General features: G+C 68.2%; 25 protein-coding genes. 10 read left to right on the forward strand and 15 right to left on the reverse strand.

What is annotated here, in order from left to right; all coding sequences use genetic code 11:
• Window positions 1–131 precede the first annotated feature (131 nt).
• Window positions 132–791: a TetR/AcrR family transcriptional regulator gene (locus ACFYLW_RS13750; protein WP_292084670.1), complete on the forward strand. Its 660-nt coding sequence runs from the start codon at window positions 132–134 to the stop codon at window positions 789–791.
• A gap of 114 nt (window positions 792–905) precedes the next feature.
• Here ACFYLW_RS13750 and ACFYLW_RS13755 read toward each other — a convergent pair whose 3' ends face one another.
• Window positions 906–2021, reverse strand: coding sequence for an aromatic ring-hydroxylating dioxygenase subunit alpha (locus tag ACFYLW_RS13755; RefSeq protein WP_312065467.1), 1116 nt, complete (start codon window positions 2019–2021; stop codon window positions 906–908).
• Between the two features lie 98 nt (window positions 2022–2119).
• Here ACFYLW_RS13755 and ACFYLW_RS13760 point away from each other — a divergent pair, with 98 nt between their 5' ends.
• On the forward strand, window positions 2120–3073 hold the full coding sequence (locus ACFYLW_RS13760) for an alpha/beta hydrolase (protein WP_312065468.1): 954 nt from the start codon (window positions 2120–2122) through the stop codon (window positions 3071–3073).
• A gap of 145 nt (window positions 3074–3218) precedes the next feature.
• Window positions 3219–5297, forward strand: a complete 2079-nt coding sequence (locus ACFYLW_RS13765) for a PBP1A family penicillin-binding protein (protein ID WP_312065469.1) — start codon at window positions 3219–3221, stop codon at window positions 5295–5297.
• Window positions 5298–5460: 163 nt separating this feature from the next.
• On the opposite strand, the gene ACFYLW_RS13770 is transcribed toward ACFYLW_RS13765, so the two are convergent.
• From ACFYLW_RS13770 to ACFYLW_RS13780, 3 genes are all read right to left on the reverse strand, one after another.
• A complete protein-coding gene (locus tag ACFYLW_RS13770; RefSeq protein WP_312065470.1) occupies window positions 5461–6174 on the reverse strand; it encodes a SprT family zinc-dependent metalloprotease in 714 nt (237 codons plus the stop codon).
• Window positions 6140–7420, reverse strand: a complete 1281-nt coding sequence (locus tag ACFYLW_RS13775; protein WP_312065471.1) for a polyhydroxyalkanoate depolymerase — start codon at window positions 7418–7420, stop codon at window positions 6140–6142. Before ACFYLW_RS13775 ends, ACFYLW_RS13770 begins: the two co-directional genes overlap by 35 nt.
• Window positions 7421–7516: 96 nt before the next feature.
• Window positions 7517–8137, reverse strand: a complete 621-nt coding sequence (locus ACFYLW_RS13780) for an SCO family protein (RefSeq protein WP_292084663.1) — start codon at window positions 8135–8137, stop codon at window positions 7517–7519.
• Between the two features lie 56 nt (window positions 8138–8193).
• Between ACFYLW_RS13780 and ACFYLW_RS13785 the strand changes: the two genes are divergently transcribed.
• The gene (locus tag ACFYLW_RS13785) at window positions 8194–9711 is read left to right on the forward strand and encodes an ActS/PrrB/RegB family redox-sensitive histidine kinase (RefSeq protein ID WP_292084661.1); all 1518 of its coding nucleotides are present in this window, start codon (window positions 8194–8196) and stop codon (window positions 9709–9711) included.
• Window positions 9712–9791: 80 nt separating this feature from the next.
• Window positions 9792–10346, forward strand: a complete 555-nt coding sequence (locus ACFYLW_RS13790; protein ID WP_312064779.1) for an ActR/PrrA/RegA family redox response regulator transcription factor — start codon at window positions 9792–9794, stop codon at window positions 10344–10346.
• Between the two features lie 167 nt (window positions 10347–10513).
• Here the strand turns inward: ACFYLW_RS13790 and mmcB are convergent, their stop codons facing one another.
• The 4 genes from mmcB to thpR form a co-directional block, all read right to left on the reverse strand.
• Complete coding sequence (gene mmcB / locus ACFYLW_RS13795; protein WP_312064777.1) at window positions 10514–10960, reverse strand: DNA repair putative endonuclease MmcB; 447 nt, start codon at window positions 10958–10960, stop codon at window positions 10514–10516.
• Between the two features lie 44 nt (window positions 10961–11004).
• Window positions 11005–11535, reverse strand: a complete 531-nt coding sequence (locus ACFYLW_RS13800; protein WP_312064775.1) for a lipocalin family protein — start codon at window positions 11533–11535, stop codon at window positions 11005–11007.
• A 66-nt stretch (window positions 11536–11601) separates the two neighbouring features.
• Window positions 11602–12165, reverse strand: a complete 564-nt coding sequence (locus ACFYLW_RS13805; RefSeq protein ID WP_312064773.1) for a GNAT family N-acetyltransferase — start codon at window positions 12163–12165, stop codon at window positions 11602–11604.
• Window positions 12162–12701 (reverse strand): RNA 2',3'-cyclic phosphodiesterase, encoded by a 540-nt coding sequence (thpR, locus tag ACFYLW_RS13810; RefSeq protein ID WP_312064771.1) that lies wholly within the window; start codon window positions 12699–12701, stop codon window positions 12162–12164. Before thpR ends, ACFYLW_RS13805 begins: the two co-directional genes overlap by 4 nt.
• A 125-nt stretch (window positions 12702–12826) precedes the next feature.
• On the opposite strand from thpR, the gene ACFYLW_RS13815 reads away from it, so the two are divergent.
• The gene (locus ACFYLW_RS13815) at window positions 12827–13576 is read left to right on the forward strand and encodes a Bax inhibitor-1/YccA family protein (RefSeq protein ID WP_312064769.1); all 750 of its coding nucleotides are present in this window, start codon (window positions 12827–12829) and stop codon (window positions 13574–13576) included.
• A 220-nt stretch (window positions 13577–13796) separates the two neighbouring features.
• Here ACFYLW_RS13815 and ACFYLW_RS13820 read toward each other — a convergent pair whose 3' ends face one another.
• Window positions 13797–14135 carry a DUF2794 domain-containing protein gene (locus ACFYLW_RS13820; protein ID WP_312064768.1) on the reverse strand — a complete coding sequence of 113 codons (339 nt, stop codon included), beginning with the start codon at window positions 14133–14135 and terminating at the stop codon, window positions 13797–13799.
• Window positions 14136–14267: 132 nt separating this feature from the next.
• Here ACFYLW_RS13820 and ACFYLW_RS13825 point away from each other — a divergent pair, with 132 nt between their 5' ends.
• The 3 genes from ACFYLW_RS13825 to ACFYLW_RS13835 all read left to right on the forward strand — a co-directional run bounded on the left by ACFYLW_RS13825 (window position 14268) and on the right by ACFYLW_RS13835 (window position 16603).
• On the forward strand, window positions 14268–15065 hold the full coding sequence (locus ACFYLW_RS13825; protein WP_162790687.1) for an enoyl-ACP reductase: 798 nt from the start codon (window positions 14268–14270) through the stop codon (window positions 15063–15065).
• Window positions 15066–15156: 91 nt separating this feature from the next.
• Window positions 15157–16329, forward strand: coding sequence for a benzoate/H(+) symporter BenE family transporter (locus ACFYLW_RS13830; protein ID WP_312064766.1), 1173 nt, complete (start codon window positions 15157–15159; stop codon window positions 16327–16329).
• 100 nt (window positions 16330–16429) lie between these two features.
• Entirely contained in the window at window positions 16430–16603 is a 174-nt protein-coding gene (locus ACFYLW_RS13835) for a DUF1508 domain-containing protein (RefSeq protein WP_114817138.1), read from the forward strand.
• Between the two features lie 40 nt (window positions 16604–16643).
• Here the strand turns inward: ACFYLW_RS13835 and ACFYLW_RS13840 are convergent, their stop codons facing one another.
• From ACFYLW_RS13840 to ffh, 4 genes are all read right to left on the reverse strand, one after another.
• On the reverse strand, window positions 16644–17348 hold the full coding sequence (locus tag ACFYLW_RS13840) for a glutathione binding-like protein (RefSeq protein ID WP_312064764.1): 705 nt from the start codon (window positions 17346–17348) through the stop codon (window positions 16644–16646).
• A gap of 81 nt (window positions 17349–17429) precedes the next feature.
• Entirely contained in the window at window positions 17430–17954 is a 525-nt protein-coding gene (gene rimM / locus ACFYLW_RS13845) for a ribosome maturation factor RimM (protein WP_312064762.1), read from the reverse strand.
• A 138-nt stretch (window positions 17955–18092) separates the two neighbouring features.
• Window positions 18093–18626 carry a 30S ribosomal protein S16 gene (gene rpsP / locus ACFYLW_RS13850; protein ID WP_312064760.1) on the reverse strand — a complete coding sequence of 178 codons (534 nt, stop codon included), beginning with the start codon at window positions 18624–18626 and terminating at the stop codon, window positions 18093–18095.
• A 27-nt stretch (window positions 18627–18653) separates the two neighbouring features.
• Entirely contained in the window at window positions 18654–20198 is a 1545-nt protein-coding gene (ffh, locus tag ACFYLW_RS13855) for a signal recognition particle protein (protein WP_292084648.1), read from the reverse strand.
• Between the two features lie 371 nt (window positions 20199–20569).
• Here ffh and ppc point away from each other — a divergent pair, with 371 nt between their 5' ends.
• Window positions 20570–23266 carry a phosphoenolpyruvate carboxylase gene (ppc, locus tag ACFYLW_RS13860; protein WP_313471834.1) on the forward strand — a complete coding sequence of 899 codons (2697 nt, stop codon included), beginning with the start codon at window positions 20570–20572 and terminating at the stop codon, window positions 23264–23266.
• On the opposite strand, the gene corA is transcribed toward ppc, so the two are convergent.
• Both corA and ACFYLW_RS13870 read right to left on the reverse strand, forming a co-directional pair.
• Complete coding sequence (gene corA / locus ACFYLW_RS13865; RefSeq protein ID WP_312064758.1) at window positions 23267–24232, reverse strand: magnesium/cobalt transporter CorA; 966 nt, start codon at window positions 24230–24232, stop codon at window positions 23267–23269. It lies immediately after the preceding gene.
• A gap of 311 nt (window positions 24233–24543) precedes the next feature.
• A complete protein-coding gene (locus tag ACFYLW_RS13870; protein ID WP_390183197.1) occupies window positions 24544–26643 on the reverse strand; it encodes a M3 family metallopeptidase in 2100 nt (699 codons plus the stop codon).
• Between the last annotated feature and the right edge of the window lie 15 nt (window positions 26644–26658).

Below are 26658 nucleotides of genomic sequence, written 5' to 3' on the forward strand. Positions count from 1 at the left end.
TCCCCCCACGGGACGCCTGTCGTCGTCTTGCCGTGGTCCACGCCGAGGCGGCGTCGGATCTGGTTCGATGCTGCTAACGTCCTTCACGACCGGCGGGCTCTAAGCCCCTCCCGAGCCAGAGTATTTTACTGATGCGTGAGACCACCCTGTCCGCCCCCGAGGCTGCCGAAACCGAAGCCCCGGTCCGGATGAACCGCCGCCAGGCCGCCAAGATCCGCACCCGTCAGAAGGTGCTGGACGCCGCGCGCGCCCTCTTCGCCGAGCGCGGCTACGACGCCGCCACCATTCGCGACATCGCCAAGGGCGCCGGAATGTCGACCGGCGCCGTCTTCGCCAACTTCCAGGACAAGGCCGAACTGTTCGAGTGCGTCTTCGCCGAGGAAATGGCCGGCCTGCTGCAGGACATCCAGACCGCCGCCGGTCATGAAGGCCGCGTCGCGGAGCGTCTGGCCGAGGGCCTGACCGCCGGTTACCATCGCTCGCTGGAGCACCTGCCGCTGATGCAGGCCATGATCGCCCGCTCGTGGTTCCAGCCCGAGGCCGCCGACGCCCGTTCGCGCACCTTCGTCAAGCCCATCATCGAGGCCGTCATCGCCGTGCTGCAAGGCGGCATCCGCGAAGGCGAACTGCGTCAGGACCTGGATCAGCTGGTCATGGCCCGCATGATCTGGGACGTCTTCATCGCCAACTTCCGCTACGCCGCCTACGACAACTGGGGCATCGAGGAACTGACGCCGCACATCCGCAAGCAACTGGACCTCATCCTGTCCAGCCAGTTGTCGCGCCAGTAATCGGCGGGGCGACGCGCCCCTGACCGCCGAACAGATAGGCCTCTCCCCATCGCGGGGAGAGGCCTTTTTCTTGGCTTCAGACCCGGCGCCGACTGACTGTGGCCAGCCCTCCGCTCAGCTCTTCCAGCGCAGGACAATTTCCTTGATCGGATTGACGAAGGCGCGGCCCTCGGCGCGGCTCTTGGTCCACTCGCGCTTCAGTTGTTGATACCACTTCGCCTGCTTGTCGGCGTCGTCGATCCAGATCAGGGCGGGATCGTATTTCAGCCCCTCGTTCTGCAGGTTCACCATGCCGCCGTCCTGCTTCAGGAAGGCGACCACGCCCATCCGCAGGAAGGGCTTGGCGATGGCGAACACCCAGTGGTCGGACCAGAAGATCTGGGTGATGCGGGTCTTGTTTTCCGTCACCGGCGTCAGGCAGGTCAGGGCCAGCACCTGCTTGGCGCCGACCTGGATATGCTCCCAGCGATAGCCCGGGAGGCGGAAGGTGATCTCGGTCGCCGGCGCCCCGCCCAGAATCTTGTACAGGCGGCTGTTCGACGACGGGGCGTGACGCACCATGGCCCAGCCATAGTCGCGCGGCGCGAAGGTCTTGGCCTTCTCGTGCATCGAGTGTTCGGAGCGCCACCACCACTGCTGATGCACGAAGGGGCCGTGCGCGGGGTCCATCAGGCCGATGACCGCGTGGTCGATATGGCTGTCGAAGTCCATGGCCTCGACCAGCTTGGCCTCGCCCTCGGCGCCGGGGAAGAGTGGCGGCTCGTGATCCGGCTCGGACGGGTTGCGCGCGTCCGAAGCCATCCAGACGAAGACCAGGCCCTGGCTCTCGCGCACCGGATAGGACCGCACCCGGATGCGGTTCGCCTCGAAGTCCTGAGCCTCGACCAGGGACGGGATCGCGGCGCAGACGCCGTCGGGACGGAAGCGCCAGCCGTGATAGGGGCATTCGATCGTCTCGCCCTCGCCGGGCTTGTCGACCAGCCGCCCGGCCGACAGGGGCGCGGCGCGGTGGGGGCAGATGTCGCGCATGGCGTAGACCTCGCCCGCGCGGGTCCGGCCGACCAGCACCGGTTCGTCCATCACCTCATAGCGCTTCAGGCTGGCGACCGGCACGTCGCGCGCCAGGGCCACGAAATACCAGGCGTCGCGCACGAAGCCCTTGCCGAAGGCGGTCGGCGGAGCCTTGGCCTCGGGGGCGGTCGCGGAGGAGTTAGCAGCGTCAGCGGTCATGGCCGCTTTCTAGCAGCAGGGACCGCCGCCCGTCCAAAGCCCATTCCCTTCTCCAACCGATGAATTAATCTGGGTCAAAATCTCCGGGGAGAGACGCCATGATCCGCACCGCCTCCATTCTTGCTTCCGGGGCCGCCGCCCTGCTGCTGGTCGCCGCCCAGCCCGCCCTGGCCCAGGACGGCCACACAAACCATGCCGAGGGCCACGCCGCTCACGGCCACGCCCACGCCGCCTTCGCCTCGGACCGCCTGCACGTCCGCGTCGACGGCCCCGAAGGCGCCCCTGACCTGATCCTCATCCCCGGCCTCTCGTCCTCGCCCGAGATCTGGCAGGGCGTGGTCGATCATCTGGGGGGCCGCTACCGCGTCCACCGCATCCATGTTCAGGGCTTCGCCGGCGCCCCGGCCAAGGGCAATGCAAGCGGGCCTGTCGCCGCCCCCGTGGCCGAGGAAATCGCCCGCTACATTCGCGAACAGGGTCTGCAAAAGCCCGCCGTCGTCGGCCACTCCATGGGCGGGACCATGGGCATGATGCTGGCGGCGCGGCACCCCGACCTCGTCGGCAAGCTGATGGTCGTCGACATGATCCCCTTCATGGGGGCCATGTTCGGCCCGCCCGGAACCACGGCCCAGAGCGTCGTCCCCGTCGCCGATCAGGTCTTCACCGCGCAGTCGACCGCGCCGCGCGACCAGTACCTGACCCAGGCCAAGGCCGCCGTCACCGGCATGATCAAGACCGAGGCCGCCCGCTCCGGCCCGCTGCAGGACACCGAAAACAGCGATCAGCAGGTCTCGGCCGCCGCCTTCCGCGAACTGATCGTCACCGATCTGCGCCCGGAACTGGGCAAGATCACCGCCCCGACCGAGGTCCTCTACGTCAAGTTCAACGACCCGCGCATGACCGACGCCATCACCGACGCCATCTATCAGATGTCGTTCGCCAACCTGCCGGGCGCCAGGCTGAAGCGCGTCGACGACAGCGCCCACTTCATCATGCTGGACCAGCCGGCAGCCTTCTACGGCGACCTCGACGCCTTTCTTTCGGCGAAATAGGTCCTCACGCTCCTGTGATTAGAAAAGACGGCGTTTTCTGCGACGGCGCGACCCGGCATCTTGCTTGCGCGAATATCTGAGTTTGGACGCTGTCGCGTCCCTGCCGATTTCGCTCTAGGGTCACGCCGCTGCAAGAGGGACTTTCATGGCGCGTAAAGACGGCGGACCGGACCGCAACGAGCAGGCTGGCGGCAAGAAGCCGCGTCGGTCCTTCCTCGGCAACCTCTTCTACTGGGGCGCGGTGCTGGCCGTCTGGGGCCTGATCTTCGCGGTCGTCTTCTTCGCCATCTTCGCGCGCGACCTGCCCGACACCTCGACGCTTTATGACGTCGAGCGCCAGCCCTCGATCACCTATCTGGACCGCTCCGGCGCCCTGATCGCGGTGCGCGGCACCCAGATGGCCCCGCCGGTCGATCTGGACGCCCTGCCCGACTATGTCCCCGCCGCCTTCGTGGCCATCGAGGACCGCCGCTTCTACCACCACCCCGGCTTCGACCCCATCGGCATGAGCCGCGCCATGGCGCTGAACCTCAAGGCCGGACGCGTGGTCCAGGGCGGCTCGACCATCACCCAGCAGCTGGCCAAGAACCTGTTCCTGACGCCCGATCAGAACATGAAGCGCAAGGTCCAGGAGCTGATGCTGGCCGTCTGGCTGGAGATGAAGTTCACCAAGAAAGAGATCCTCGCCCTCTATCTGAACCGCGTCTATTTCGGCGCCGGCGCCTATGGCATCGAGGCCGCCTCGCAGCGCTATTTCGACAAGAGCGCGGACAAGCTGACGGTCGGCGAATCCGCCCTGCTGGCCGGCCTGCTGAAGGCCCCGTCGCGCTATTCGCCCGTCTCCGAGAGCGAGCGAGCCGCCACCCGCGCCAACGTCGTGCTGAACGAAATGGTCGACGTCGGCGCCATCACCCCGGCCCAGCGCGAAGCCGCCGTGGCCGAGCCGGTCCGCGTCTCGCGCACCCTGGCCAGCCAGCACGCCCAGTATTTCATCGACTGGCTGGACAAGCAGATCCGCGGCTTGGTCGGCGAACCCACCGAGGACATGGTGGTCGAGACCACCCTCGACCTGACCCTGCAGACCGACGCCGAGCGCGCCGTGCGCCGCATCCTCGACCGCGACAAGGGCCGGGGCGTCGAACAGGCGGCCCTGGTCGCCCTGGACGGCGAAGGCCGGGTCCGCGCCATGATCGGCGGCGGCTCCTACGCCGACAGCCAGTTCAACCGCGCGACCGACGCCCGCCGCCAGGCCGGCTCGGCGTGGAAGCCCTTCGTCTATCTGGCGGCGACCGAGGCCGGCTACACGCCCTCGACGCCGGTCGTGGACCAGCCCGTGACCATCGGCGGTTGGTCGCCCAAGAACTATTCCGGCAACTTCTCGGGCCAGATGACCCTGGCCCAGGCCGTGGCCCAGTCGACCAACACCGTGGCCGCCTATGTGGCCGATCAGGTCGGCCGCGATGCCGTGGCTCGCGCGGCCCGCCGCCTGGGCATCACCAGCGAAATCGGCCTGCAGCCGTCCATGGCGCTCGGCGCCGTCGAGGTCAGCCCGCTGGAGATGGCTCAGGCCTATGACGCCTTCGCCAACGGCGGCAAGCGGGTCGAGGCCTATGGCATCAGCCGCATCCGCACCCCCTCGGGCCGCGTCATCTACAGCCACGGCACGGGCGAAAACGGTCAAACCATCAACAACCCGCCGCTCTACTACATGAACCAGATGCTGCGCGGCGTGATCACCTCGGGCAGCGGCCGTTCGGCGGCCATCGGCGGGCGTGACATCGCGGGCAAGACCGGCACCACCTCGGACTACAAGGACGCCTGGTTCGTCGGCTACACCGGCGGCTTCGTCGCCGCCGTCTGGGTCGGCAAGGACGACAACAAGGCCATGCGCGGCGTGACCGGCGGCTCCTCGCCCGCCGCCATCTGGCGCGGCTTCATGGAGGCCGCCCTGCCCAAGCTGGCGGTCCAGCCCATCCCCAACGGCCCGCCCCTGCCCGAAGGCTGGGTCGCGCCCGATCCGGTCGGCGACATGATGGGCCAGGTCGAGGATCCCTACGCCCAGTCGGTCGAGGGCGAACCCGGCCCCGCCATCGTCGACGGCCAGCCCGTCCCGGCGCCCGCGCCCCTGCCCAACAACCAGCCGGTCGTTCGCCCCACCTCGCCGCAGCCGTCCCCCAAGGACGCCCCGCGCAGCGAGAAGAAGCCCGAGGCGGTGTTCTTCTAGGGGAGGAAGAACGCATACTTTCTCGCTCGTCCCGGCGAAGGCCGGGACCCAGATTGTAAGGCGCGCCGTCTGCGGAAGTAGTGCGATCCCGCGTGCAGGACCTGCCGTCTCGTCATTTGATCTGGATCCCGGCCTTCGCCGGGATGAGCGGGAGTCTAGGCCTCTACCGCCCCACGGCGTGCAGGGCCGCGCCGTGGTCGCGCAGCCATTGGCGGAACGGCCGATGATCGCCGACCAGACGATGCACCACCGCCCAATAGGCCGGACTGTGGTCAGCGTGGACCAGGTGGGCGACCTCGTGGGCGGCCAGGTAGTCGGCCACTTCGGCAGGGGCCATGATCACTCGCCAGGAATAGCGGATCGAGCGGTTGTGCGGGCTGCACGAGCCCCAGCGCGAGCGGGTGTCGACGATCGACACCTTGACCGGCTTCTGGCCCAGCGCCGTCAGATGAACCTCGGTGCGGGCGACCAGAAACGCGCGCGCCGCCCGCTTGAACCAGTTCTCGACCCGACGCGAGAAGGCCTCGCCCTCGCCGCCCGAGCGGATCACCGGCCCGTCCGGCGTCTCGACCAGACGCGCCGCGCCGGCCCCGCCGACGGCTTCCAGCCGCACACGACGACCCAACCAGGACACTTCGCCGCCCGGCTCCAGCGGCGTCCCCGCGACCCGCGCCGCCAGCCGGTCGGCGATCCATTCGGCCCTGGTGCGGGCGAAGGCCACGACCTCGGGCAGACGCCGCTCGGTCGGGGCCACGGCCACGGCTTCGCCAGCGCGGGCGTCGATGCGGATCGACAGCCTTCGAGCGCGCGGGTTCACCGACAGGCGAAGGGCGCCCCCGCCCTCAAGCGGCAGCCGCTGGCCGTTCCGGTACTGCACTTAAGGACTCGTTCTGGGCGATGAAGTCGCGCACCCGCGGATAGATCTCGTCGCGGAAGCGGCGGCCGTTGAAGACGCCGTAATGGCCCACGCCCGGCTGGACGTAAAGCAGACGGCGGTCGTCGGGGATGTTGGGCGTCAGGCCGTGCGCAGCCTGGGTCTGACCCACGCCGGAGATGTCGTCCTTCTCGCCCTCGACCGTGGCCAGGCCGATGTCGCTGATCGCCGTCAGATCGACCGTCTGTCCGCGATGCTCCAACAGCCCCCGCGCCAACAGGTGCTGCTGGAAGACGATGTCGATGGTCTGGAGATAGAATTCCTCGGTCAGGTCCAGCACCGACAGGTATTCGTCGTAGAACTGCTCGTGCTTCTCGACCCCGTCGCCGTCGCCGTCGACCAGGCTCTCGAAGTAGCGATGATGGGCGTCGACGTGCTTGTCCTCGTTCATCGACATGAAGCTGTAGAGCTGGACAAAGCCGGGATAGACGCGCCGTCCGAACCCCGGATAGGGCCAGGGCACGGTGTGGATCATGTTCGACCGGAACCAGGTGAAGGGCTTTTCCTCGGCCAGTTGGTTGGTCACCGTCGGCGACAGGCGGGCGTCGATGGGCGAGCCCATGAAGGTCATGGAGGCGGGCCGGTTCGGGTCGTTCTCGGCCGCCATGACGGCGCAGGCCGCCAGGACCGGCGGTCCCGGCTGGCAGACGCCGACGACATGGGCGCGCGGGCCGATGGCCGTCAGCATGGCCCGGACGTGGTCGATGTAGTCGTAAAAGTCGAAGCGGCCTTCCAGCACCGGCACCTGTCGGGCATTGCTCCAGTCGCTGACATAGACGTCGTGATCCTGAAGGAAGCCCTCGACCGTGCCGCGCAGCAGGGTGGCGTAGTGGCCCGACAGGGGGGCGACGATCAGGACGGCGGGCGCGTCGGACGGCTTGCCCGCCTTCTTCAGATCGCCCGCGTCGCGCTTGAAGCGCACCAGCCTGCACCAGGGCGAGGACCAGACCACCTGCTCGGTCGTCCGCACGGCGTGGCCGTCGATGTCGAGGATCTCCAGCCCCCAGGCAGGCTTGCCGTAGCGCCGCGTCAGGCTCTCGAACACCTCGGCCGAGGCGTAGGCGGTGCGGCCGATGGCCGTGTCCGAGGCCGGATTGAAGGGCGACGTCCAGAACTGGCGGGCCATCTGGGCCCCGATCCGGAACGGCGTCGCTGAATGATAGGCGAGCTCGTGAAATGCGTAGAGCATGAAACCCCGACTGCGGCCCCCGCCGATGCGGCAGTGCAGCATATATTAGGTTTCAGCGCAAAACAGACCAAGCTCGCCCCAATCAGGGAAAGGTGATCAGCCGCGCTCCATGGCGTTCTCGATCAGTCTGGCGGTGCGGTCCGGCCCCAGGTCGTGGGCCACGGCGCTGCGGAACTGGCCGTCCGGCCCCATCAGATAGACGGTCAGGCTGTGGTTCATCGTATAGCCCTCGCCCTCGCCGACCTTCTGGTAGAAGGCGCGGTATGCCTTGGCCGCCTGGGCCGTCTGTTCCGGCGTGCCGGTCAGGCCGATGACGCCCTTGGGGAAGCCGTCCGACGACAGATAGTCCTTCAGCAACTGCGGCGTGTCGCGCTCGGGGTCGATGCTGATGAAGACGATCTGCAGATCCTTGGCCTTGTCGCCCATCCGCTCCTGAACGGCGTTGAGCACGCCCAGCGTCGTCGGGCAGTAGTCGGGGCAGTAGGTGAAGCCGAAGAAGACCAGGGTCCACTTGTCCTTCAGGATCGACTGATCGACGACCTGTCCGTCCTGGTTGGTCAGGGTGAAGGGCCCGCCCACCATCGGTTGCCCCGTGCCGGTCTCGGCGACCTGAGCCGACTGCTCGCGTCCCTTGACCACGACCATGGTGATCAGGCCGAGCGCCAGGGCGATGACCGCACAGGCGGACGCGAACAGGATGACAGGACGACGCGGCATCGACTTCTCCTCAAGCGGCGGATGCGGCCGCCGACGTCGCGGTCTATAGAAGAGGCGTGAGCAGCACAGAAGCCCCCTCCCTGTCGCAGGCCGCCCAACGCGTGGGAGCGGGGGTGGCCGCCGTTCCGTCCGGCTCGATGGAGGCCCTGCGCGAGCGGCCCCGACGCGGGCGCGGCCTGTCGCTGCGCACCCTGATCGTGTTGCGCTGGCTGGCGGTCTTCGGCCAGACCTGCGCCATCCTGACCGCCTATTTCGCCCTGCACTTCCCCCTGCCTTTGTGGGAATGTCTGGCGACCATCGGCGCGGGGGTGGTCATGAACCTGGCCACCATGGCGCGGGCGCGGCGCATCGACGGCAGCCTGCCCAACGGCCTTCAGACTGCGACGCAGCTGGGCTTCGACATCCTGCAGCTGGCCACGCTCTTGGCCCTGACCGGCGGGCTGGACAACCCCTTCTGCCTCCTGCTGGTCGCGCCGGTGACCATCGCGGCGGCTTCCTTGCCCTCGCGTCAGGCCCTGGTGCTGGGCGTCATGGCCCTGATCGCTCTGGCCGTTCTCTTCTCCTGGTCCCTGCCCCTGCCCTGGCGCCTGCACGAGCATCTGGTCCTGCCGCCCCTCTATCGGTTCGGCATGGGCCTGGCCCTGGCCACCGGGGTCCTGTTCACCTCGGGCTACGCCTGGAAGGTGGCCGCCGACGCCGAGAAGCTGGAACTGGCCCTGGCCACCACCCAGGACGTGCTCCAGCGCGAACAGAGGCTGGCGGCGCTCGGCGGTCTGGCCGCCGCCGCCGCCCATGAACTGGGCACGCCCCTGGCGACGATCCAGGTCGTGGCCAAGGAGCTGTTGCGCGCCTCCCCGCCCGACAGCCCGACCGCCGAGGACGCCGCCCTGATGCTGCAACAGGCCGAACGCTGCCGCGACATCCTGAAACAGCTGTCGGCCCAGCCCGAGGACGGCGACCCCCTCTACGCCGACGTCGACCTGAAGGCCCTGCTGGAGGAGGTGGTCGAGCCGCACCGCGGCTTTGATCTGGATTTCCAGACGGCGGTGAAGGCCCCGCCGGGCCAGCCCCTGCCGCGGGTCCATCGCCTGCCCGAGGTCGTTCATGGCCTGTCGACCCTGATCGAGAACGCCGCCGACTTCGCCCACAGTCGCGTGCGCGTGACGGCCATAGTCGACGCCGGCTGGATCGAGATCGACATCGTCGACGACGGGCCCGGCTTCGCTTCGGAAATCCTGCCGCGACTGGGCGAGCCCTATGTCACCAGCCGGCCCCAGGCCAAGGCGCGCCGCGCCCTCGCGGCCCAGATCGCCGCCGCCTCGGCCCGCCCGCGCAAGGCGGGCCGCCCCACCGCAGCCCCCCCGCCCATCACCGCCCCCATTGCGCCCAGCCAGGGCGGCATGGGGCTGGGCTTCTTCATCGCCCGCACTCTGCTGGAGCGCAGCGGGGGCAAGGTTTCAGTCGGATCCGGCGGCGGCGAAAAAGGCCAGCCCAAGGGCGCGCGCGTCACCGTCCGCTGGCCGCGCCAGGCGCTCGAAGTCACAGATCCCGCCCTTGAACCAAGCAACGCCTAGGTGGAACCTGATGTCGCAGTCGGGAGCTAAAACCTTGACCATGCCGCGCGGACGCACGACCTGAGCGTCAGGAGAACTAAATGTCCGAACTCGAAGCGCGTATCGCCACCCTCGCCGACAAGACCCTGCTGCTGCTGGACGACGACGCAGCCCTGCGCACGCGCATGGGCCGGGCGCTGGAAGCGCGCGGCTTCACCGTGACCCTGGCCGGCTCCGTGGCTGAGGCCGGCGACGCCCTGCGCGTCTCCGTCCCCGCCTTCGCCGTGCTGGACATGCGGCTGGAGGACGGCAACGGCCTGAAGGTGGTCGAATCCATCCGCGAGCGGCGCGAGGACGCCCGCATCGTCATGCTGACCGGTTACGGCGCCATCGCCACGGCGGTCGCGGCGGTCAAGGCCGGCGCCGTCGACTATATGCAGAAGCCCGCCGACGCCGACGACGTGGTCAAGGCCCTGCTGTCGGTCGGCGAAGCCCCCGAGCCGCCGGAAAACCCCATGAGCGCCGACCGGGTGCGCTGGGAGCATATCCAGCGCGTCTACGAGCTGTGCGACCACAATGTCTCGGAAACCGCCCGCCGCCTGGGCATGCACCGCCGCACCCTGCAACGCATCCTGGCGAAAAGAGCGCCGCGCTAACTCCCTTCTCCCCTTGTGGGAGAAGGTGGCAGGCGAAGCCTGACGGATTAGGGGTGTAAGCGCCTCGGCCTGAAAGCTCCCTCGTCGGCGCCTCAATCTTTAATGTCGCGCCGACACCCCTCATCCGGCCCTGGCGGGCCACCTTGTCCCACAAGGGGAGAAGGACATCACGCCCGCATCGTCCTCAACGCCCCCAGTCGCGCAAAGGCGAGGGTCAGCGCCTTGCGCCGCGCCGGGGCCAGGGGCGTGGCCGGCGCCTCGCGCACCACGGCCCCGCCGAAACCGTCGGCGACGATCAGGCCCGGCTCGTCCGGCAGAACCCCCTGCGGAAACTCCGGCGCCACGGCGAAGTAGAAGGCGTCGCAGAAGGGCCCGTACTCCCGCCACTTGCGGTCGACGCGATAGTCGTCGATCCCCGACTTCACCTCGCAGATGACCACGTCGCCCTTGGGGCCCAGGGCCATGACGTCGGCGCGCCGGCCATTGGGCAGACAGACCTCCAGCAGGGGCGCATAGCCCAGGTCGCGCATCAGCCGCGCCGCCCCGCGCGTGACCGACAGGGTGGTCTCGGGACGGCTGAAGACCAATTCGAGATGCAGGGCGGAGGCGGCCATGCGGCCTTTATGTTCCGCCTATGTTCCCACCGCAAGCGGCGCCGTCAGCGGCCGGTGTGAACCGGCTCCCCGCGAAAGCCCAGTTCCCGCGCCCGCGCGATCAACCGGGTCCGGGTCGCCTCCGACGGGCTCTGACTGCGGTGCCAGATCCACCAGTTCGACTTGTTCGGCAAACCCATGATGGCCCAGCTGTAGTCCGGGGCGTGGTCCCAGACCCAGTAGTTCTGCCCCGCCAAACCGCCGAAGCTGAGCAGGCCGGTCAGGGTGAAACGGAACTTGGCCCTGGTGGAAGCGTCGGTGACGCGGGCGTTGGCGTGCAAAGTCTCGATCTGTCCGCCCGGGCGCCGGGTGCAGGTCACGACGATGCCGTAGCGCCCGGCCCGACCCTGAGACGTGAAATCGATCTGGGCGCGGCTGCAATCCTTTTGAACATCATTGGGATTGCGCACGATCTCGAACCAGCGCCCGTCGAAACGGTCCAGGTCCACCGCCTCGGCCTGGGCCAGGGCGGGCCCGGCGAGAAGGCTGAGGCCGACGACCAGCGTCGCCAAGGGGCGCAAGGTGCGGTGTCTCATGCGGCGTCCTCCGAAAGTCCCGACGGGGTCCTTACGCTCGACGCCGGGCTTCGGATGACGCGGCGGCTACAGACGCGCGCGGTTGACCCGCCATTCCTCGCGCGTCTGGCCCCACAGGTTGACGGGGTGATGCTGGAACGGCGGCGGCATGACGCCCGGGCCGCGATTGGTCGAGCCGAGACGCAGGGCCACCTTCTCCGACGCCAAGTTGTCCGGATCGATGCAGTGGATGACATCGGGCCAGTCCAGGACGTCGAAGGCGTAGTCCATGGCGGCGGCGGCGGCCTCGACCGCATAGCCCTTGCCCGTGGCGTCGCGGTGCAGGCTCCAGCCCACCTCGCGGCCCGGCCAGTCATAGGGATGCAGCGGTCCAATGCGGCCCATCCAGTTCCCGGTCGCCTTCTCGATCAGCGAGAACATGCCCTCGCCGTGCAAGGCCCACATGCCGGCGACCGAGGCCATGGCGCGCCAGACCTCGTGCTTCGACTGCACCCCGCCGATAAAGCGGGTCGTCTCAGGGTCGCTCATGAAGTCGGCCCAGCGGGGGAAGTCCTCCAGCGTCGGCGGACGCAGGAACAGGCGCTCGGTCTCCAGCGTCGGGCCAAGCGGGGACGTCGGACGTTCGATCACAGCAGATACTCCCGCTCCAGGCTGTAGACGCTGCCGTCGCCGGTCAGGACGCTGGAATAGAGGCCGAACCGGTCCACCCGGATCGGCGGCGAATGCAGCAGGTTGTGTCCAGCGATCCAGGCCCCGATGCGGTCCGGGTTCGCCTGGGGCTTCAGATAGGCCAGGGTGACGTGGGGCCGGTACTCGCGCTTCTCGGGCGGCGCCCCCGCCCGCTCGCCCGCCGAACGGCAGCGTCCGGCCAGGACGTTCAGCGGCTCAGACTGTTCCAGCCCGGCCCACAGGGTGTGGGTGCGGTGGGCGTCGCCGAAGGCCCCGACGCCGTTCAGGGTGATCTCGAAGGCCCCGCCGCCCTCGGCCCGGCTCAGTTCCGAGGCCAGGTCGTCAGCCGTCCGCTCGGACGCCTCGCCATAGAAGGCCAGGGTGACATGCAGGGCGTCCAGCGGCCGCCAGCGCGCGCCCGGCAGGCCGGATTGGCGGCGCTGAAGCGTCTCGGCGACGTCTTCGGGAATGGCGATGGCGGTGAACAGACGCAGCATGCGACCCTTGGTAGCGGGCGGAACGACCGTTCGGAAGTCGGGTTTTCCTTGCAAGGCGGGCCGTCCGTCCCGATATTTCCGGTCAAGGTCGGCGTTTGCCGTCCATTTAGGAGACTTCTTTCGCGATGAGCGACTTCAACAACGGCTATGCGCGCCCGCTTCCGCAGTCGGCGGACATGTCCGTCGACGCCGGTCTGCGCGCCTTCATGCTGGGCGTCTACAACAAGCTGGCCCTCGGCCTCGTGGTCGCCGGCGCCCTCGCCTATGTCACCGGCAACGTGCCCGCCGTGCAGCAGCTTCTGTTCGCCCGCACCGACGACGGCCGCATCGGCCTGACCCTGCTGGGCATGATCATCCAGTTCTCGCCGCTGGTCATGCTGTTCGGCTCGATGTTCTTCATGAAGAACCCGACGGCCAAGGGCGTGAACATGCTCTACTGGGCCGTGGTTTCGACCATCGGCGCCGGTCTGGGCATCCTGTTCCTGCGCTACACCGGCGGTTCGCTGGCCTCGACCTTCTTCGTCACGGCGGCGGCCTTCGCCGGTCTGAGCCTGGTCGGCTACACGACCAAGAAGGACCTGACGGCCATGGGCAGCTTCCTGATCATGGGCGTGATCGGCCTGGTCATCGCCTCGATCGTCAACATCTTCATGCAGTCGGGTACGATGTACCTGATCATCTCGGGCCTCGGCGTGCTGATCTTCTCGGGTCTGATCGCCTATGACACCCAGCGCCTGAAGATGACCTACTACGCGCTCGGCGGTAATCAGGAAGCCATGGGCGTGGCCACGGGCTTCGGCGCCCTGAGCCTGTTCATCAACTTCATCAACCTGTTCCAGTTCCTGCTGGCCTTCATGGGCGGCAGCCGGGAATAAAAGCCTCAAGTCGCGCGCAAGCGCGATAGGCCCAAAAGAATGAAAGGCCCCGGCGGAAACGTCGGGGCCTTTTTCATTGCACGGACAGCAACTCTATCCGCTCATCCCCGCGGAGGCGGGGACCCAGTAAGAGCGCCGGGCGGAGCGTTCATCCGTTGATCGAAGTGTCTTGAAGCCAAAGCACTGGGTCCCCGCCTCCGCGGGGATGAGCGGTGGGTGGCTATTCCACCACGCTGAACTTGCGGCTGTCGAACACGCGCAGCACCTGGGCCAGGTCTCGCCCGCGCTTGAGCACATGGCCGCCCTCGCCGATCACGGCCCACTGGCCCTGTTTCAGGCGCAGGGCCGGGCGTTTCTCGATCCGATAAAGCGGCGCGTCGCCCGAGCGGCGGAAGACAGCGAACTCGGCCACCTCCTTGTGGCCGATCATGGCGTAGTCGCGCCATTCCCCGGCGGCGACCATCCGGCCATAGACCCGCAGCACCAGCCCCAGTTCCTGTCGATCAAAGAAGACCGGACCGGGCTGAAAGGCGTCTGAACTGTGCGGATCAAGGCTCATCGCTTCTCAACTTAAGAGGCCTTGCGCCGAACGCCAGCGGCGCCGCGACTTGTCACCCGCGCCGCACCCGTCCAAAAGGCGGTTCAAGTTCAGATACGGAGACGACCCATGGCGACGAGCGAAGGCTGGGATATGCCCACCGGCGACCTGATGAAGGGCAAGAAGGGCCTGATCATGGGGGTGGCCAACTCCAGTTCCATCGCCTGGGGCATCGCCTCGCAGCTGGCCGCCCAGGGCGCCGAGCTGGCCTTCACCTACCTCGGCGAGGGTCTTGAGCGCCGCGTGCGCCCCCTGGCCGAAAGCGTCGGCGCCAAGCTGCTGATCCAGGCCGACGTCACCGACGACGCCTCGATGGACAAGGCCTTCGAGGAGCTGGAAAAGGAATTCGGCACGATCGACTTCGTCGTCCACTCGGTGGCCTTCGCCAACAAGGACGAGCTGAAGGGCTCCTTCGTCGACAACACCACGCGCGACAGCTTCCTGCTGGCCATGAACATCTCGGCCTTCAGCTTCGTCGACGTGGCCAAGCGTTCGGCCAAGCTGATGCCCAACGGCGGCTCGATGATCACCCTGACCTATCTGGGGTCGGAACGCGTCATCCCCAACTACAACACCATGGGCGTGGCCAAGGCCGCCCTGGAAGCCGCGACCCGCTACATCGCGCGCGACCTGGGTCCGAAGAACATCCGCGTCAACGCCATCTCGGCGGGCGCGATGCGCACCCTTAGCCTGGCCGGCATCTCGGGCGGGCGCGGCCTGCACTCCAAGTCGGCGCAGTTCTCGCTGATCAAGGAAGAGACCTCGATGGAAGGCGTCGCCGGCGCCGCCCTGTGGCTGTGCTCGGACCTGGGCCGCTCGACCACGGGCGAAGTCGTCCACGTCGACGCCGGCTTCCACGCCGTCGGTCTGCCGGACGACATGGAGGGCTGATCCCCTCCGGGTTCAGAATAGAAGGGGCCGCCGGATCCACCGGCGGCCCTTTTTGCTTCCCGGGCGCCGCCGCCCGGCCTAGCTTCGACGCATGAGTTCGTCGCGCCTGCCCCCGCCCGCCAGCTTCTCCGCCGCCGCCGTGGCGATGGTCGTCGGTTTCGGCGGCACGGTGGCTCTGATCGTTCAGGCGGGTCAGACGCTGGGCGCCTCGCCCGCCCAGATCATCTCCATGGTCACGGCGCTCTGCCTCGGCATCAGCCTGCCCGGCGCGGTGCTGAGCTGGCGGCTGAAGATGCCGGTGGTTCTGGCCTGGTCGACCCCGGGGGCGGCCCTGCTGGCGGCCTCGACGTTGGGGCTGGGTTGGTCGACCGCCGTCGGCGCCTTCGTCATCGCTGGCCTGCTGATGGTGCTGACCGGCCTGGCCCCGGCTCTGGGACGGCTGGCCGAGCGCATTCCCGCCGCCATAGCCTCGGCCATGCTGGCGGGGGTGCTGCTGCCCTTCTGTCTGAAGCTGTGTCTGGTCTTCCCGAGCGACATAGGGCTGGCGGCGGGTCTGCTGGCGGTCTTCCTGATCATGCGCCGCGTCGCCGCCGCCTGGGCCCTGCCCGCCGTTCTGGTCGCGGCCTTCGCGGTGCTGGCCCTGCGCGGTCAGGTCGGCCTGCCCGCCGGGACCGGCCTGTTCGGCCAGCTGTCGCCGGTCATGCCCGCCTTTGACTGGAAGGCGGCGATCAGCCTGGCCCTGCCCCTCTATCTGGTGACTTTGGCTTCGCAGAACCTGCCCGGTCTGGTGGTGCTGAGGGCCGCCGGATACGCCCCGCCCGCCGGAAAGCTGATCTTCTGGGGCGGGCTGACCAGCACGGTCCTGGCCCCCTTCGGCGCCCACGGCGTCAACCTGGCCGCGATCACCGCCGCCATCTGCACCGGACCCGAGGCCCATCCCGACGCCGGCCGGCGCTGGACCGTGGGCGTCCTCTACGGCCTGATCTATCTGGTCGTCGCCCTGTTCGCCGCGCCGCTGGCGGGCCTGTTCATCGCCATGCCGACCGGGGCGCTGGCGGTCATCACCGGTCTGGCCCTGATCGCCCCGCTGACGGGGTCGCTGGGCGGCATGATGAGCGGGGTCGAGGACCGCGAGGCGGCGGTGCTGACCTTCGCCGCCACGGCGTCGGGGGTGGCCCTGTTCGGGGTCGGTTCGGCCTTCTGGGGTCTTGCTGTCGGCTTCGTCGCCTTGGCCGCTCGGCGCTGGATCCGGCCGCGCGCCTGATCCGGCCTGACCCGGTTTTACATTTCCCGCCCTTCCGTCCCCAGCGTGACTGTGACAGCCTGACGTCCGGCCGACTGGCGGCCGTCAGAGCGAGGCGATCATGGCGCACAAGTTCGAAGTCTATCAGGACAAGGCGGGCGAGTTCCGCGTCCGGTTCAAGTACAATTCCGAGATCATCTTCTCGACCGAAGGCTACTCGGACAAGTCGGGCGCCAAGCGCGCCATCGAGTCGATCAAGAAGCACGTCGGCGACGCCCCGACCGAAGAAGTCTGAGTTTCGCGGGGGCGCGGCGTCCGCGCCCCCGCTATCTCTCCTACGGCCGCGCCGGGATGTTCAGACCCCGCTGCACCGCCGGGCGCGCCAGACCCCGCTCCAGCCAGGCGGCCACGCGCGGGAAGTCAGAAAAGCCGACCAGATCGCCCGCCTCATAGAAGCCGATCAGGTTGCGCACCCAGCCCAGGATGGCGATGTCGGCGATGGTGTAGTCGTCGCCCATGATCCAGTCCCGGCCCTCTAAACGCCCTTCTAGAACGCCCAGAAGACGCCGCGACTCGGCGACGTAGCGGTCGCGCGGACGCTTGTCCTCGAACTCGCGCCCGGCGAACTTGTGGAAGAAGCCGACCTGACCGAACATCGGGCCGATGGCCGCCATCTGGAAGAAGACCCACTGCAGGGTCTCGTAGCGCGCCGCCGGATCGACGGGCAGGAAGCGCCCCGTCTTTTCGGCCAGATAGACCAGGATGGCCCCGGACTCGAACAGGGCCAGCGGTTTTCCGCCCGGACCGTCCGGATCAATGATGGCCGGGATCTTGCCGTTGGGGTTCAGCGACAGATAGTCGGGCGTCCAGGTCTCGTTCTTGCCGATATCGACCAGGTGCGGCTCATAGGCCAGACCCAGCTCCTCCAGCAGGATGGAGACCTTCACGCCATTGGGCGTCGACAGGGAATAGAGCTGCAGCCGGTCGGGATGAGCCGGCGGGTACTGGCGGGTGATCGGAAAGGCGGACAGGTCGGCCATGGGGCGCTCCGGGCGGGTTGAACCTCCCATGTTGGAAGCCGAACCGCCCGCCGCAATAGCCACCGCGTCGGTGGCGGTCGATCAGGCCTCGTCGCGCTCGTCCACCTCGGTCGGGCGCACGATGCGCAGCCAGCCCTCGGAAATGCGCAGGTCCGGCGCCGCCTCGCGGGTGAAGGGCAGGTACCAGGTCGGCCCGCCCTCCTTGGGGCTGATCTCCAGCATGTCCGAGGCGCCGAAATTCTGCACCGACTTGACCGTGCCAACCACGGCGTCGTCCAGGTCGCGGGCCTGCAGCCCCACCAGGTCGGTCAGGTAGAACTCGTCCTCCTCGGGCTCGGGCAGGCGGTCGCGCGGCACGAACAGCTTCTGGCCGCGCATGGCGTCGGCCTGTTCCTTGGTGGCGATCTCCTTGACCCTGGCCACCACGCCGGCCTTGTCCGGCCGCGCGGACAGCAGGGTCAGGGCGGGCGTTCCGTCCGCCTTCAGCAGGGGCTGATAGGTCAGCAGGGCCTTGGGATCGGCGGTGAAGGCGGTGATCCGCACCTCGCCCTTCACGCCGAAGGCGCCGCCGATCTGGGCGACGAGGATCAGTTTCGGGTCAGACATGGGAGCTCCTCATAAACGTCACCCCGGAATCGCGAAGCGATATCCGGGGCCACGGCAGGCGAGACAATGTGGAACTGCAGCGCCCTTGGCGGTCCCGGATACCGCCTGCCGACGGTTCCGGGATGACGCACGAAAGGCTTAAGCCTGTTCTTCGGTCGCTTCAGCGGCCGGAGCTTCTTCAGCAGCGGCTTCGACCGGGGCTTCTTCAGCAGCCGGAGCGTTCTTGGCGGCTTCGGCGGCAGCGGCGGCTTCTTCCTTGGCGCGGGCGGCGGCTTCGGCAGCCTCGACCTTGGCGGCGGCTTCAGCTTCCAGACGGTCGGCTTCGCGCTGGGCGCGCTCGGCGGCGCGTTCCTGGGCCTTCTTGCCCGGCGTGCCCTTGTTCGGGTTGTTCGACTTGGTCCAGGCGACCTTGCCGACCAGGGCTTCGTCTTGCGACTGGCTGATGAAGCGCGCGACGCGGTCGGTCGGCTGAGCGCCCTTGGCCAGCCATTCCGAGATGCGGTCGGCCTTCAGGACGACGCGCGGGGTGGCGCTGTCCTTGGGCAGCATCGGGTTGTAGCTGCCGACGCGCTCGATGAACTTGCCGTCGCGCGGAGCGTGCGAGTCAGCCACGACGATGTAGTAGTAGGGGCGCTTCTTGGCGCCGCCGCGGGCCAGACGAATCTTCAGCATTTTCAGTCTCTTTCTAGAAAATCGAAATCAGTTCTTTTTCGGGAAGCCCGGCAGGCCCGGAAGGCCTCCCGGAAGTTGTCCGCCGCCCAGTCCGGCAAGCCGGTCCTGAATGGCTTTCATGTCGTCGGCGCTGGGTTCGGCCATCTTGCCGCCGCCCAGGGCCTTGAGGCGGGCCATGTCGGGACCGCCCATTCCGGGAAGGCCGGGCATGCCGCCGCCTCCGCCGAGACCGCCCATCATGGCGGCCATCTTCTGCAGGTTCTTGCCGCCGCCCTTGGACAGGGACTTGACCATGTCGGCCATCTGCCGGTGCTGTTTCAGCAGGCGATTGATGTCCTGGACCTCGACGCCCGAACCGGCGGCGACGCGCTTCTTGCGGCTGGCGTTCAGCAGGTCGGGCTTCTTGCGCTCGGCCTTGGTCATTGAAGAGATGATGGCCAGCTGGCGGTCGATCATCTTGTCGTTGACGTTGCTGTCGGCCATCTGGGCCTTCAGCTTGGCCACGCCGGGCAGCATGCCCATGATGCCCTGCAGCCCGCCCATCTTCTTCATCTGGCCCAGCTGGCCGGCCAGATCGTCCAGATCAAACTGGCCCTTGGCCAGCTTGCGGGCCATCTTCTCGGCCTTGGCCTGATCCAGCTCGGTCGCGGCCTTTTCGACCAGGGCGACGATGTCGCCCTGACCCAGGATGCGACCGGCGACGCGGCGAGCGTCGAAGACGTCGAGGGCGTCGACCTTTTCACCGGCGCCCAGATACTTGATCGGCAGGCCGGTGACGGCGCGCATCGACAGCATGGCGCCGCCGCGGCCGTCGCCGTCGGCGCGGGTCAGCACCAGGCCGGTCAGCGGCAGACGCTCGTGGAAGGCGGCGGCGGTGCGGACCGCGTCCTGACCCGTCAGGCTGTCGGCGACCAGCAGGGTCTCGACCGGATTGGCGACACGGGCCACCTCGGCCACCTCGGCCATCAGGGCCTCGTCCAGCGTGATGCGGCCGGCGGTGTCGAGGATCAGGACGTCGAAGCCCTGCAGCTTGGCGGATTGCAGCGCGCGCTTGGCGATCTCGACCGCCGACTGGCCCGCCACGATGGGCAGGGTCGCGACCTCGATCTGCTGACCCAGGGTCGCCAGCTGCTCCATGGCCGCCGGACGACGCGTGTCCAACGAGGCCATCATGACCTTCTTGCGGTCGAACTTGGTCAGGCGCAGCGCCAGCTTGGCCGAGGTCGTGGTCTTGCCCGAGCCCTGCAGGCCGGCCATCAGGATCACGGCGGGCGGCGTGGCGTTGGTGTTCAGCGGAACCGGCTCTTCGCCGCCCAGCATCTCGACCAGACCGTCATAGACGATCTTGACCACCTGATCGGCCGGCTTGACCGAACGGATGACCTCTTCGCCGGTCGCCTGTTCCTTGGCGCGGCTGATGAAGTCCTTGACCACCGGCAGGGCGACGTCGGCCTCGAGCAGAGCGACGCGGACTTCGCGCAGCGCTTCCTCGACATCCTTTTCGGACAGGGCGCCGCGGCCGGTGATCCGGTCGAAGACGCCTGTCAGCCGCTCGTTCAGAGCCTCGAACATTCAAAACCTTTCATGCGCGAACCCTGACCTCCATAGAGAAACGACCTCTGGCGACGATCACGTCGGCAGAGGGTCCTCGCCGGGCTCGTTCTTTTTGGGGCTATCGGCCGGTCGGCCTACTCGAGCCCGAATGGGCTGTGCTCAAGCAGCGCTCAGCGCGGTAGCACGACCAAAAAGCTGTCGTACCGGAGGAGGCGCAGGTTCAATTGCGCCGGAAGCGGCGGCTTATGGAGCATTCACAAGCAAATGTCGACTCCCGGTTGAGGCCCCCTACAACCACACAAAGGGTTTCAGCGTTGCCCATGGGACTAGCCCCCTCGGATTCCATTGATACGGTTCCGCTCCCAGCCTCCCCGCTGAAGGACAGCATAATGATCCAGGCCGCCGACGACCGACTGCGCGACGAGGTTCGCCTGCTGGGCGCCCTGCTCGGCGAGGTGATCCGCGATGAAGGCGGACAGGAACTCTACGACCGGATCGAGGCGGTGCGTCAGGCCTCGGTGGCCTACCACCGCGATCCGGCCTCGCACGACGCCGCCGAACTGGAAGGCCTGCTGAAGGACCTGTCGCTGGATCAGGCCATCGGCCTGACCCACGGTTTCGCCGCCTTCTCCCTGCTGGCCAATGTCGCCGAGGACCGGGCGGGCAAGCGCCGCGCCCGCGAACAGGCCGAGGCCGGCGAACGCGCCGATACGCCCGAGGGCGCGCTGAAGCGGCTGGATGCGGCGGGCGTGGACCGGGCTGCGGTGCGTGATCTGCTGGCCACCGCCCTGATCTCTCCCGTCCTGACCGCCCACCCGTCCGAGGTGCGCCGCAAGAGCGTCATCGACCGTATCGGCGCCGTCGGCGCCCTGCTGGACGGCTGCGACCGCGACGGGATCGCCTGTTCGCCCACGGCGCTGAAGGCGGCACTGCGCCGTCAGATCGTCATCCTGTGGGCCACGCGCCTGACCCGCGCCTCGGGCCTGGTGGTGCAGGACGAGATCAACACCGTCACCGACTGGCTGCAGCGCATCTTCCTGCACGTCGCCCCGGCCCAGTTGGCCGAGTGGCGCACTCTGCTGGACGCGCCCGACCTGCCGCCCTTCCTGCGCATCGGCACCTGGGTCGGCGGCGACCGCGACGGCAATCCCAATGTCGACGGCGCGGTTCTGGCCGCCGCCTTCCGCACCCAGTCGCGCGCCGTGCTGCGCTTCTATCTGGAGGAGACGAATGCGCTCGGCGAGGAGCTCAGCCTCTCGGCCGACCTGACCGCCGTGACGCCCGAACTGGCGACACTGGCCCAGACGTCCGGCGACGCCTCCATCCAGCGGGCGGACGAGCCCTATCGCCGGGCACTGAGCCAGATCTACGCCCGCCTGTCGGCCACCCATGCGGCCCTGGCCGGCGGCCCCGCCCCCCTGCCCGCCCAGTTCGACGCCCCGGCCTATGAGGGGCCCGACGCCTTCCGCGCCGACCTAGCCGTGCTGCACGACAGCCTGATCCGCACCCACGGCGCCGTCTTCGCCGACGACCGGCTGGCGCGCCTGATCACAGCGGCCGACGTCTTCGGCTTCCACATGGCGACCCTGGACCTGCGTCAGAACTCGGACGTGCACGAACGGATCGTCGCCGATCTGCTGAAGGTCGCGGGCGTCTGCCCCGACTACATCGCCCTGGACGAAGAGGCGCGACTGGCCCTGCTGGCCCGCGAACTGGCCAATCCGCGCCCGCTGTTCTCGCCCTATGCCGACTATGCCCCCGAGACCCTGAAGGAGCGAGCCATCCTGCAGGCGGCGGCGCAGGCGCTCGCCGCCTTCGGCCCCCAGGCTATCCGCACCCATATCGTGTCCAAGACGGACGCGGCCTCGGACATGCTGGAGGTCTATCTGCTGCTCAAGGAGGTCGGCCTCTACGACCCCGCCGACCCCGCCGCCTGCCCCATCCAGGCCGCGCCCCTGTTCGAGACCATCGAGGACCTGCGCGCCTCGCAGCCGACGCTGGAGCGTGTCCTGGCCGAGCCGTCCGCTCGCGCCGTGGCGACCGCGCGCGGGGTGCAGGAGGTCATGATCGGCTACTCCGACAGCAACAAGGATGGCTCCTACCTGACCTCGGGCTGGGAACTGCACGAGGCCTCGCGCGCCCTGCTGGACGTGACCCGCGCGGCGGGGGTCCGTCTGCAGCTGTTCCACGGTCGCGGCGGCGCGGTCGGGCGCGGCGGCGGCTCCAGCTTCTCCGCCGTGCTGGGCCAACCGGCGGGCACGGTGGCTGGCCGCATCCGCGTCACCGAGCAGGGCGAGGTCATCGCCAACAAGTACGGCGAGCCGGAGGTGGCGCAGCGCAACCTCGACGCCCTGACCTGCGGGACCCTGCTGGCCTCGCTGGGCCCGCAGACCGACGGCGGCTACAGCCTTGAGCACGGCGCCACGGCGGCCCGCCTGTCGGCGGCGTCGATGAAGGCCTATCGCGCCCTGGTCTATGAGACGCCCGGCTTCATCGACTATTTCCGCGCCGCCACGCCCATCGCCGAGATCGCCGACCTGAAGATCGGCTCGCGCCCGGCCAGCCGCTCGACCTCGCCCGCCATCGAGGACCTGCGCGCCATTCCCTGGGTGTTCAGCTGGTCGCAGTCGCGGGTCATGCTGCCCGGCTGGTTCGGCTTCGGTTCAGCGGTTCAGGGCGAGGACCCGGATGAACTGCGCGACATGGCCGCCGCCTGGCCCTTCTTCCGCACCGTGGTCCAGAACATGGAGATGGTGATGGCCAAGGCCGACATGGCCATCGCCCGCCGCTACGCCGGACTGGTCCCCGATCCGGCCCTGGCCGAGCGCATCTACGGCGAGATTCTCAACGAATGGGAGCTTACCCGGGCCGCCGTCCTGTCGATCACCGGCCACGACGACCTGCTGGGCGGCCAGCCCGAGCTGGACCGGCTGATCCGCCAGCGCATGCCCTACGTCGAGCCGCTGAACCATGTGCAGATCGAACTGATCCGCCGCCGCCGCGCCGGCGACAACGATCCCCGCGTCAGCAACGGCATCCTCCTGGCCATCAACGGCGTGGCGGCGGGCCTGCGAAACAGCGGCTGATCACAACCACCTGGTCCGCTTGAAGGTGACGTAGAGGCCCAGGCAGATGGCCACGATCAGCCCCATGACCATGGGGTAGCCATAGACCCAGCGCAGCTCCGGCATGTGCTCGAAGTTCATGCCGTAGATGCCGGCCACCGCTGTCGGGGTGGCCAGGATGGCGGCCCAGGCGGCCAGCTTGCGGGTGATGACGCCCTGGCGCTGCTGCTCCAGCAGGTTGGAGACCTCGAACACCGACGACAGGATGTCGCGCAAGCTCGCCGCCCGGCTGGAGACGCGCCGCACATGGTCGGCCACGTCGCGGAAATAGGGGCGGACCTCGCGGTCGATGCAGGGCAGGTCCAGCGACTGCAGCTTGACCGCCACCTCCTCCATCGGCCCCAGGACGCGGCTGAACTTCAACAGTTCACGGCGCAGCTGGAACAGGCGCTTGATGTCGGCGCGCGACAGGAAGCTGTCCAGGGCCCGCTGCTCCATCTCCAGCACGCTGTCCTCGATGTCGTCGATGATGGGGACATAGGCGTCGACGATGAAGTCCAGCACCCCGTGCAGGATGAAGTCGGCGCCGTGCTTCAGCTGCAAGGGCGAAGCCTCCAGCTGGGCGCGCAGCTGGGTGTGGGCGCGGGCGGAGCCATGGCGGATGGTGATGACGTAGCGCGGCCCGACAAAGACGTGGGTCTCGCCGTACAGAATGGCGTCGTCCACGGCCTGGGCCGTGCGAGCGACGATGAAGAGCTCGGAGCCATAGACCTCGATCTTGGGCATCTGGTGCGCCGACAGCGCATCCTCGACCGCCAGGGGGTGCAGACGAAAGCGCCGCACCAGTCCCTCGAACTCCTCGTCGGTCGGCTCATAGAGACCGATCCACAGGTACTCGCCCGGCTTGAGCCGCAGCCCCGCGTCGGTCAGCGGCGCCTCGCGCACGCGCTTGCCGTCCTTGTAGACGTAGGAGGCGACGACGCTCATGGGCGCTCCTTCATTCCAACGGCCAAGGCTTACGCCACCTCAGCCGGAAACAGAATGGACTTGCCGACAAGCCTCTTCCTCGCCGTCATTCCGGGGCGCGCAGCGAACCCGGAACCCAGACGCCGACTCCTGTCGCGCCCTGGCCGATCAAGCGCCTGGGCCCCGGATCGCCCCTCCGGTCGTCCGGGGTGACGGCGCGATTTGCGCAATGATGACGGCCAAAGAAAAGGGCCCAGCGGATTACTCCACCGGGCCCTCTCCAACTTTATCGCTCAACGGGCCTCAAGTAGCCCGAAGGGCGGTAGGCCCCCTTAGGAAGTGGGGAAGCCGCGCACCTTCAGCAGGGCCGCCACGTCGGGGTTGCGGCCGCGGAACTGGCGATAGGCCTCGCCGCGGTCCGTGGTGTTGCCCGGCGCCAGGATGATCGACTTGAAGCGTCCGCCGATGTCCGGATTGAAGACGTCGCCCGACTCCTCGAAGTAGGCCCAGGTGTCGGCGTCCATCACTTCCGACCACAGGTAGGAATAGTAGCCGGCCGAGTAGGCGTCCGAGGTGAAGAGGTGGTTGAACTGCGGCAGGCGGTGCCGCATCACGATCTCCTTGGGCATGCCGAGACGATCCAGCGAGGCCTTCTCGAAGGCGCCGATATCGGTCGGCGGCGTGGCTTGCGTATGCAGGTCCATGTCGACCAGGGCCGAGGACAGGTAGCTGACCGTGGCGTAGCCCTGGTTGAAGGTCGAGGAGGCCTCGATCTTGTCCACCAGCGCCTGCGGCATCGGCTGCTTGGTCTCGACGTGCTTCATGTAGCCGTCGAGAATCGGGCGGCTCAGCACCCAGTGCTCGTGCACCTGCGACGGATATTCCACGAAGTCGCGCGGCGTGTTGCCGAACGACGGATAGGTCACCACCGACGAGAAGTAGTGCAGGGCGTGGCCGAACTCGTGGAACAGGGTCTCGGCGTCGTCCAGCGAGATCAGCAGGGGCTGACCGGCCTCGGCCTTGACGAAGTTGTTGTTGTTCGAGGCCAGGATGGGCTTCGAACCCGTCAGTTGCGAGAAGGACCGGTAGGTGGTCATCCAGGCGCCCGAACGCTTGCCCGGACGGGCGAAGTCGTCGGCGTAGTAGAGGCCGATCAGCTTGCCGGTGGCCTTGTCGGTGACCTCATAGGTGGTCACGTCCGGCTCGAAGGTCGAGACAGTCCCTTTGGCCAACGGCTTGAAGACGAAGCCGTACAGGCGCTCGGCCATGTAGAAGGAGGCCGCGCGCACGGCGTGCAGTTCGAAGTAGGGCTTCAGCTCGTTCTGATCGAGGTCGTACTTGGCCTTGCGGACCTTCTCGGCGAAGTAGAGGTAGTCCCAGGGCTCGATGTCGAAACCGGCGATCGCCTTCATGTCGGCGACCTCCTCGGCGACGCGGGCCTTGGCCGGGGCCCAGACGCGCTGCATCAGCTCCATCGCCGCGGCCGGGGTCTTGGCCATGGTGTCCTGCATGCGCCATTCGGCGTGGTTGCCGAAGCCGAGCAACCTGGCGCGCTGCTGACGCAGGGCCACGATCTGGGCGATGGTCGACTTGGTGTCGTTGGCGTCGCCGTTGTCGCCGCGCTTGACGAACTTCTTCCACACCTGCTCGCGCAGGGCGCGGTCGTCGGCGAAGGTCAGGAAGGGATCGACGCTGGAGCGGGTGTTGACGATGGCCCAGCCCTGGACGTTGCGGGCGCGGGCGGCGGCGGCGGCGGCGGCCTTGTTCGAGTCCGGCAGGCCCTTCAGGCCGGCCTCGCTGGTGATGACGGTCCAGGTGTTCTCATCGGCCACCACCTTCTGACCGAAGCCGGTGAAGGCGTTCGACAGAGCGGTGTTGATGCGGCCCAGCTCGGCCTTGCCGGCGGCGTCCAGGGCGGCGCCGTTGCGCACGAAGGCGTCGCGGCTGCGCTCGGCCAGACGTTTCTGCTGGGCGTTCAGGCCGGCGGCGTCGGCGCCGTCGGCCACGGCCTTGATGCGCTGGAACAGCTTCTCGTTGAAGGTGATCTCGTCCGAGGCGGCCGACAGGATCGGCGACAGCTCGGTCTCCAGCGCGTCCCAGGCGTCGCCGCCGATGTTCGACGTCATGACGCTGAAGACGTTCATGGCGCGGTCCAGCGGCTCGCCGGCCAGCTCCATCGCCACCAGGGTGTTGGCGAAGGTCGGGGCGTCGGGGTTGTTGGCGACGGCGGCGACGTCGGCGCGTTGCAGCTCGATGCCTTCCAGAATGGCTTCGCGCATCTTGGGCACCGTCACCTTGTCCCAGGGAGGCACGCCCTCATAGGGGCCGGTCCAGGGCTGCAGCAGCTCGGCGCGCGGGGCGGTCGTCGGCAGGACGGCGCGAGCGATGCGGGCTTCATCAGCGGTCGAAAGGGCCGCGGCCGATCCGGTCATTCCGTTCTCCAGAGC

The organism is Brevundimonas sp. NPDC007368, from assembly GCF_042869015.1.
GTDB lineage: Bacteria > Pseudomonadota > Alphaproteobacteria > Caulobacterales > Caulobacteraceae > Brevundimonas.

What these genes read in the sequence shown, in the direction of transcription:
- ACFYLW_RS13760 (WP_312065468.1), top strand. Translation starts at nt 2,120, where the DNA reads ATGATCCGCACCGCCTCCATTCTTGCTTCCGGGGCCGCCGCCCTGCTG.
- mmcB (WP_312064777.1), bottom strand. Translation starts at nt 10,960, where the DNA reads ATGGCCGCCTCCGCCCTGCATCTCGAATTGGTCTTCAGCCGTCCCGAG.
- rpsP (WP_312064760.1), bottom strand. Translation starts at nt 18,626, where the DNA reads ATGCTGAAGATTCGTCTGGCCCGCGGCGGCGCCAAGAAGCGCCCCTAC.
- rimM (WP_312064762.1), bottom strand. Translation starts at nt 17,954, where the DNA reads ATGTCTGACCCGAAACTGATCCTCGTCGCCCAGATCGGCGGCGCCTTC.
- corA (WP_312064758.1), bottom strand. Translation starts at nt 24,232, where the DNA reads ATGAGCGTCGTCGCCTCCTACGTCTACAAGGACGGCAAGCGCGTGCGC.
- ppc (WP_313471834.1), top strand. Translation starts at nt 20,570, where the DNA reads ATGATCCAGGCCGCCGACGACCGACTGCGCGACGAGGTTCGCCTGCTG.
- ACFYLW_RS13750 (WP_292084670.1), top strand. Translation starts at nt 132, where the DNA reads ATGCGTGAGACCACCCTGTCCGCCCCCGAGGCTGCCGAAACCGAAGCC.
- ACFYLW_RS13755 (WP_312065467.1), bottom strand. Translation starts at nt 2,021, where the DNA reads ATGACCGCTGACGCTGCTAACTCCTCCGCGACCGCCCCCGAGGCCAAG.
- thpR (WP_312064771.1), bottom strand. Translation starts at nt 12,701, where the DNA reads ATGCTGCGTCTGTTCACCGCCATCGCCATTCCCGAAGACGTCGCCGAG.
- ffh (WP_292084648.1), bottom strand. Translation starts at nt 20,198, where the DNA reads ATGTTCGAGGCTCTGAACGAGCGGCTGACAGGCGTCTTCGACCGGATC.
- ACFYLW_RS13825 (WP_162790687.1), top strand. Translation starts at nt 14,268, where the DNA reads ATGCCCACCGGCGACCTGATGAAGGGCAAGAAGGGCCTGATCATGGGG.
- ACFYLW_RS13815 (WP_312064769.1), top strand. Translation starts at nt 12,827, where the DNA reads ATGAGCGACTTCAACAACGGCTATGCGCGCCCGCTTCCGCAGTCGGCG.
- ACFYLW_RS13790 (WP_312064779.1), top strand. Translation starts at nt 9,792, where the DNA reads ATGTCCGAACTCGAAGCGCGTATCGCCACCCTCGCCGACAAGACCCTG.
- ACFYLW_RS13775 (WP_312065471.1), bottom strand. Translation starts at nt 7,420, where the DNA reads ATGCTCTACGCATTTCACGAGCTCGCCTATCATTCAGCGACGCCGTTC.
- ACFYLW_RS13830 (WP_312064766.1), top strand. Translation starts at nt 15,157, where the DNA reads ATGAGTTCGTCGCGCCTGCCCCCGCCCGCCAGCTTCTCCGCCGCCGCC.
- ACFYLW_RS13765 (WP_312065469.1), top strand. Translation starts at nt 3,219, where the DNA reads ATGGCGCGTAAAGACGGCGGACCGGACCGCAACGAGCAGGCTGGCGGC.
- ACFYLW_RS13870 (WP_390183197.1), bottom strand. Translation starts at nt 26,643, where the DNA reads ATGACCGGATCGGCCGCGGCCCTTTCGACCGCTGATGAAGCCCGCATC.
- ACFYLW_RS13840 (WP_312064764.1), bottom strand. Translation starts at nt 17,348, where the DNA reads ATGGCCGACCTGTCCGCCTTTCCGATCACCCGCCAGTACCCGCCGGCT.
- ACFYLW_RS13835 (WP_114817138.1), top strand. Translation starts at nt 16,430, where the DNA reads ATGGCGCACAAGTTCGAAGTCTATCAGGACAAGGCGGGCGAGTTCCGC.
- ACFYLW_RS13800 (WP_312064775.1), bottom strand. Translation starts at nt 11,535, where the DNA reads ATGAGACACCGCACCTTGCGCCCCTTGGCGACGCTGGTCGTCGGCCTC.
- ACFYLW_RS13780 (WP_292084663.1), bottom strand. Translation starts at nt 8,137, where the DNA reads ATGCCGCGTCGTCCTGTCATCCTGTTCGCGTCCGCCTGTGCGGTCATC.
- ACFYLW_RS13820 (WP_312064768.1), bottom strand. Translation starts at nt 14,135, where the DNA reads ATGAGCCTTGATCCGCACAGTTCAGACGCCTTTCAGCCCGGTCCGGTC.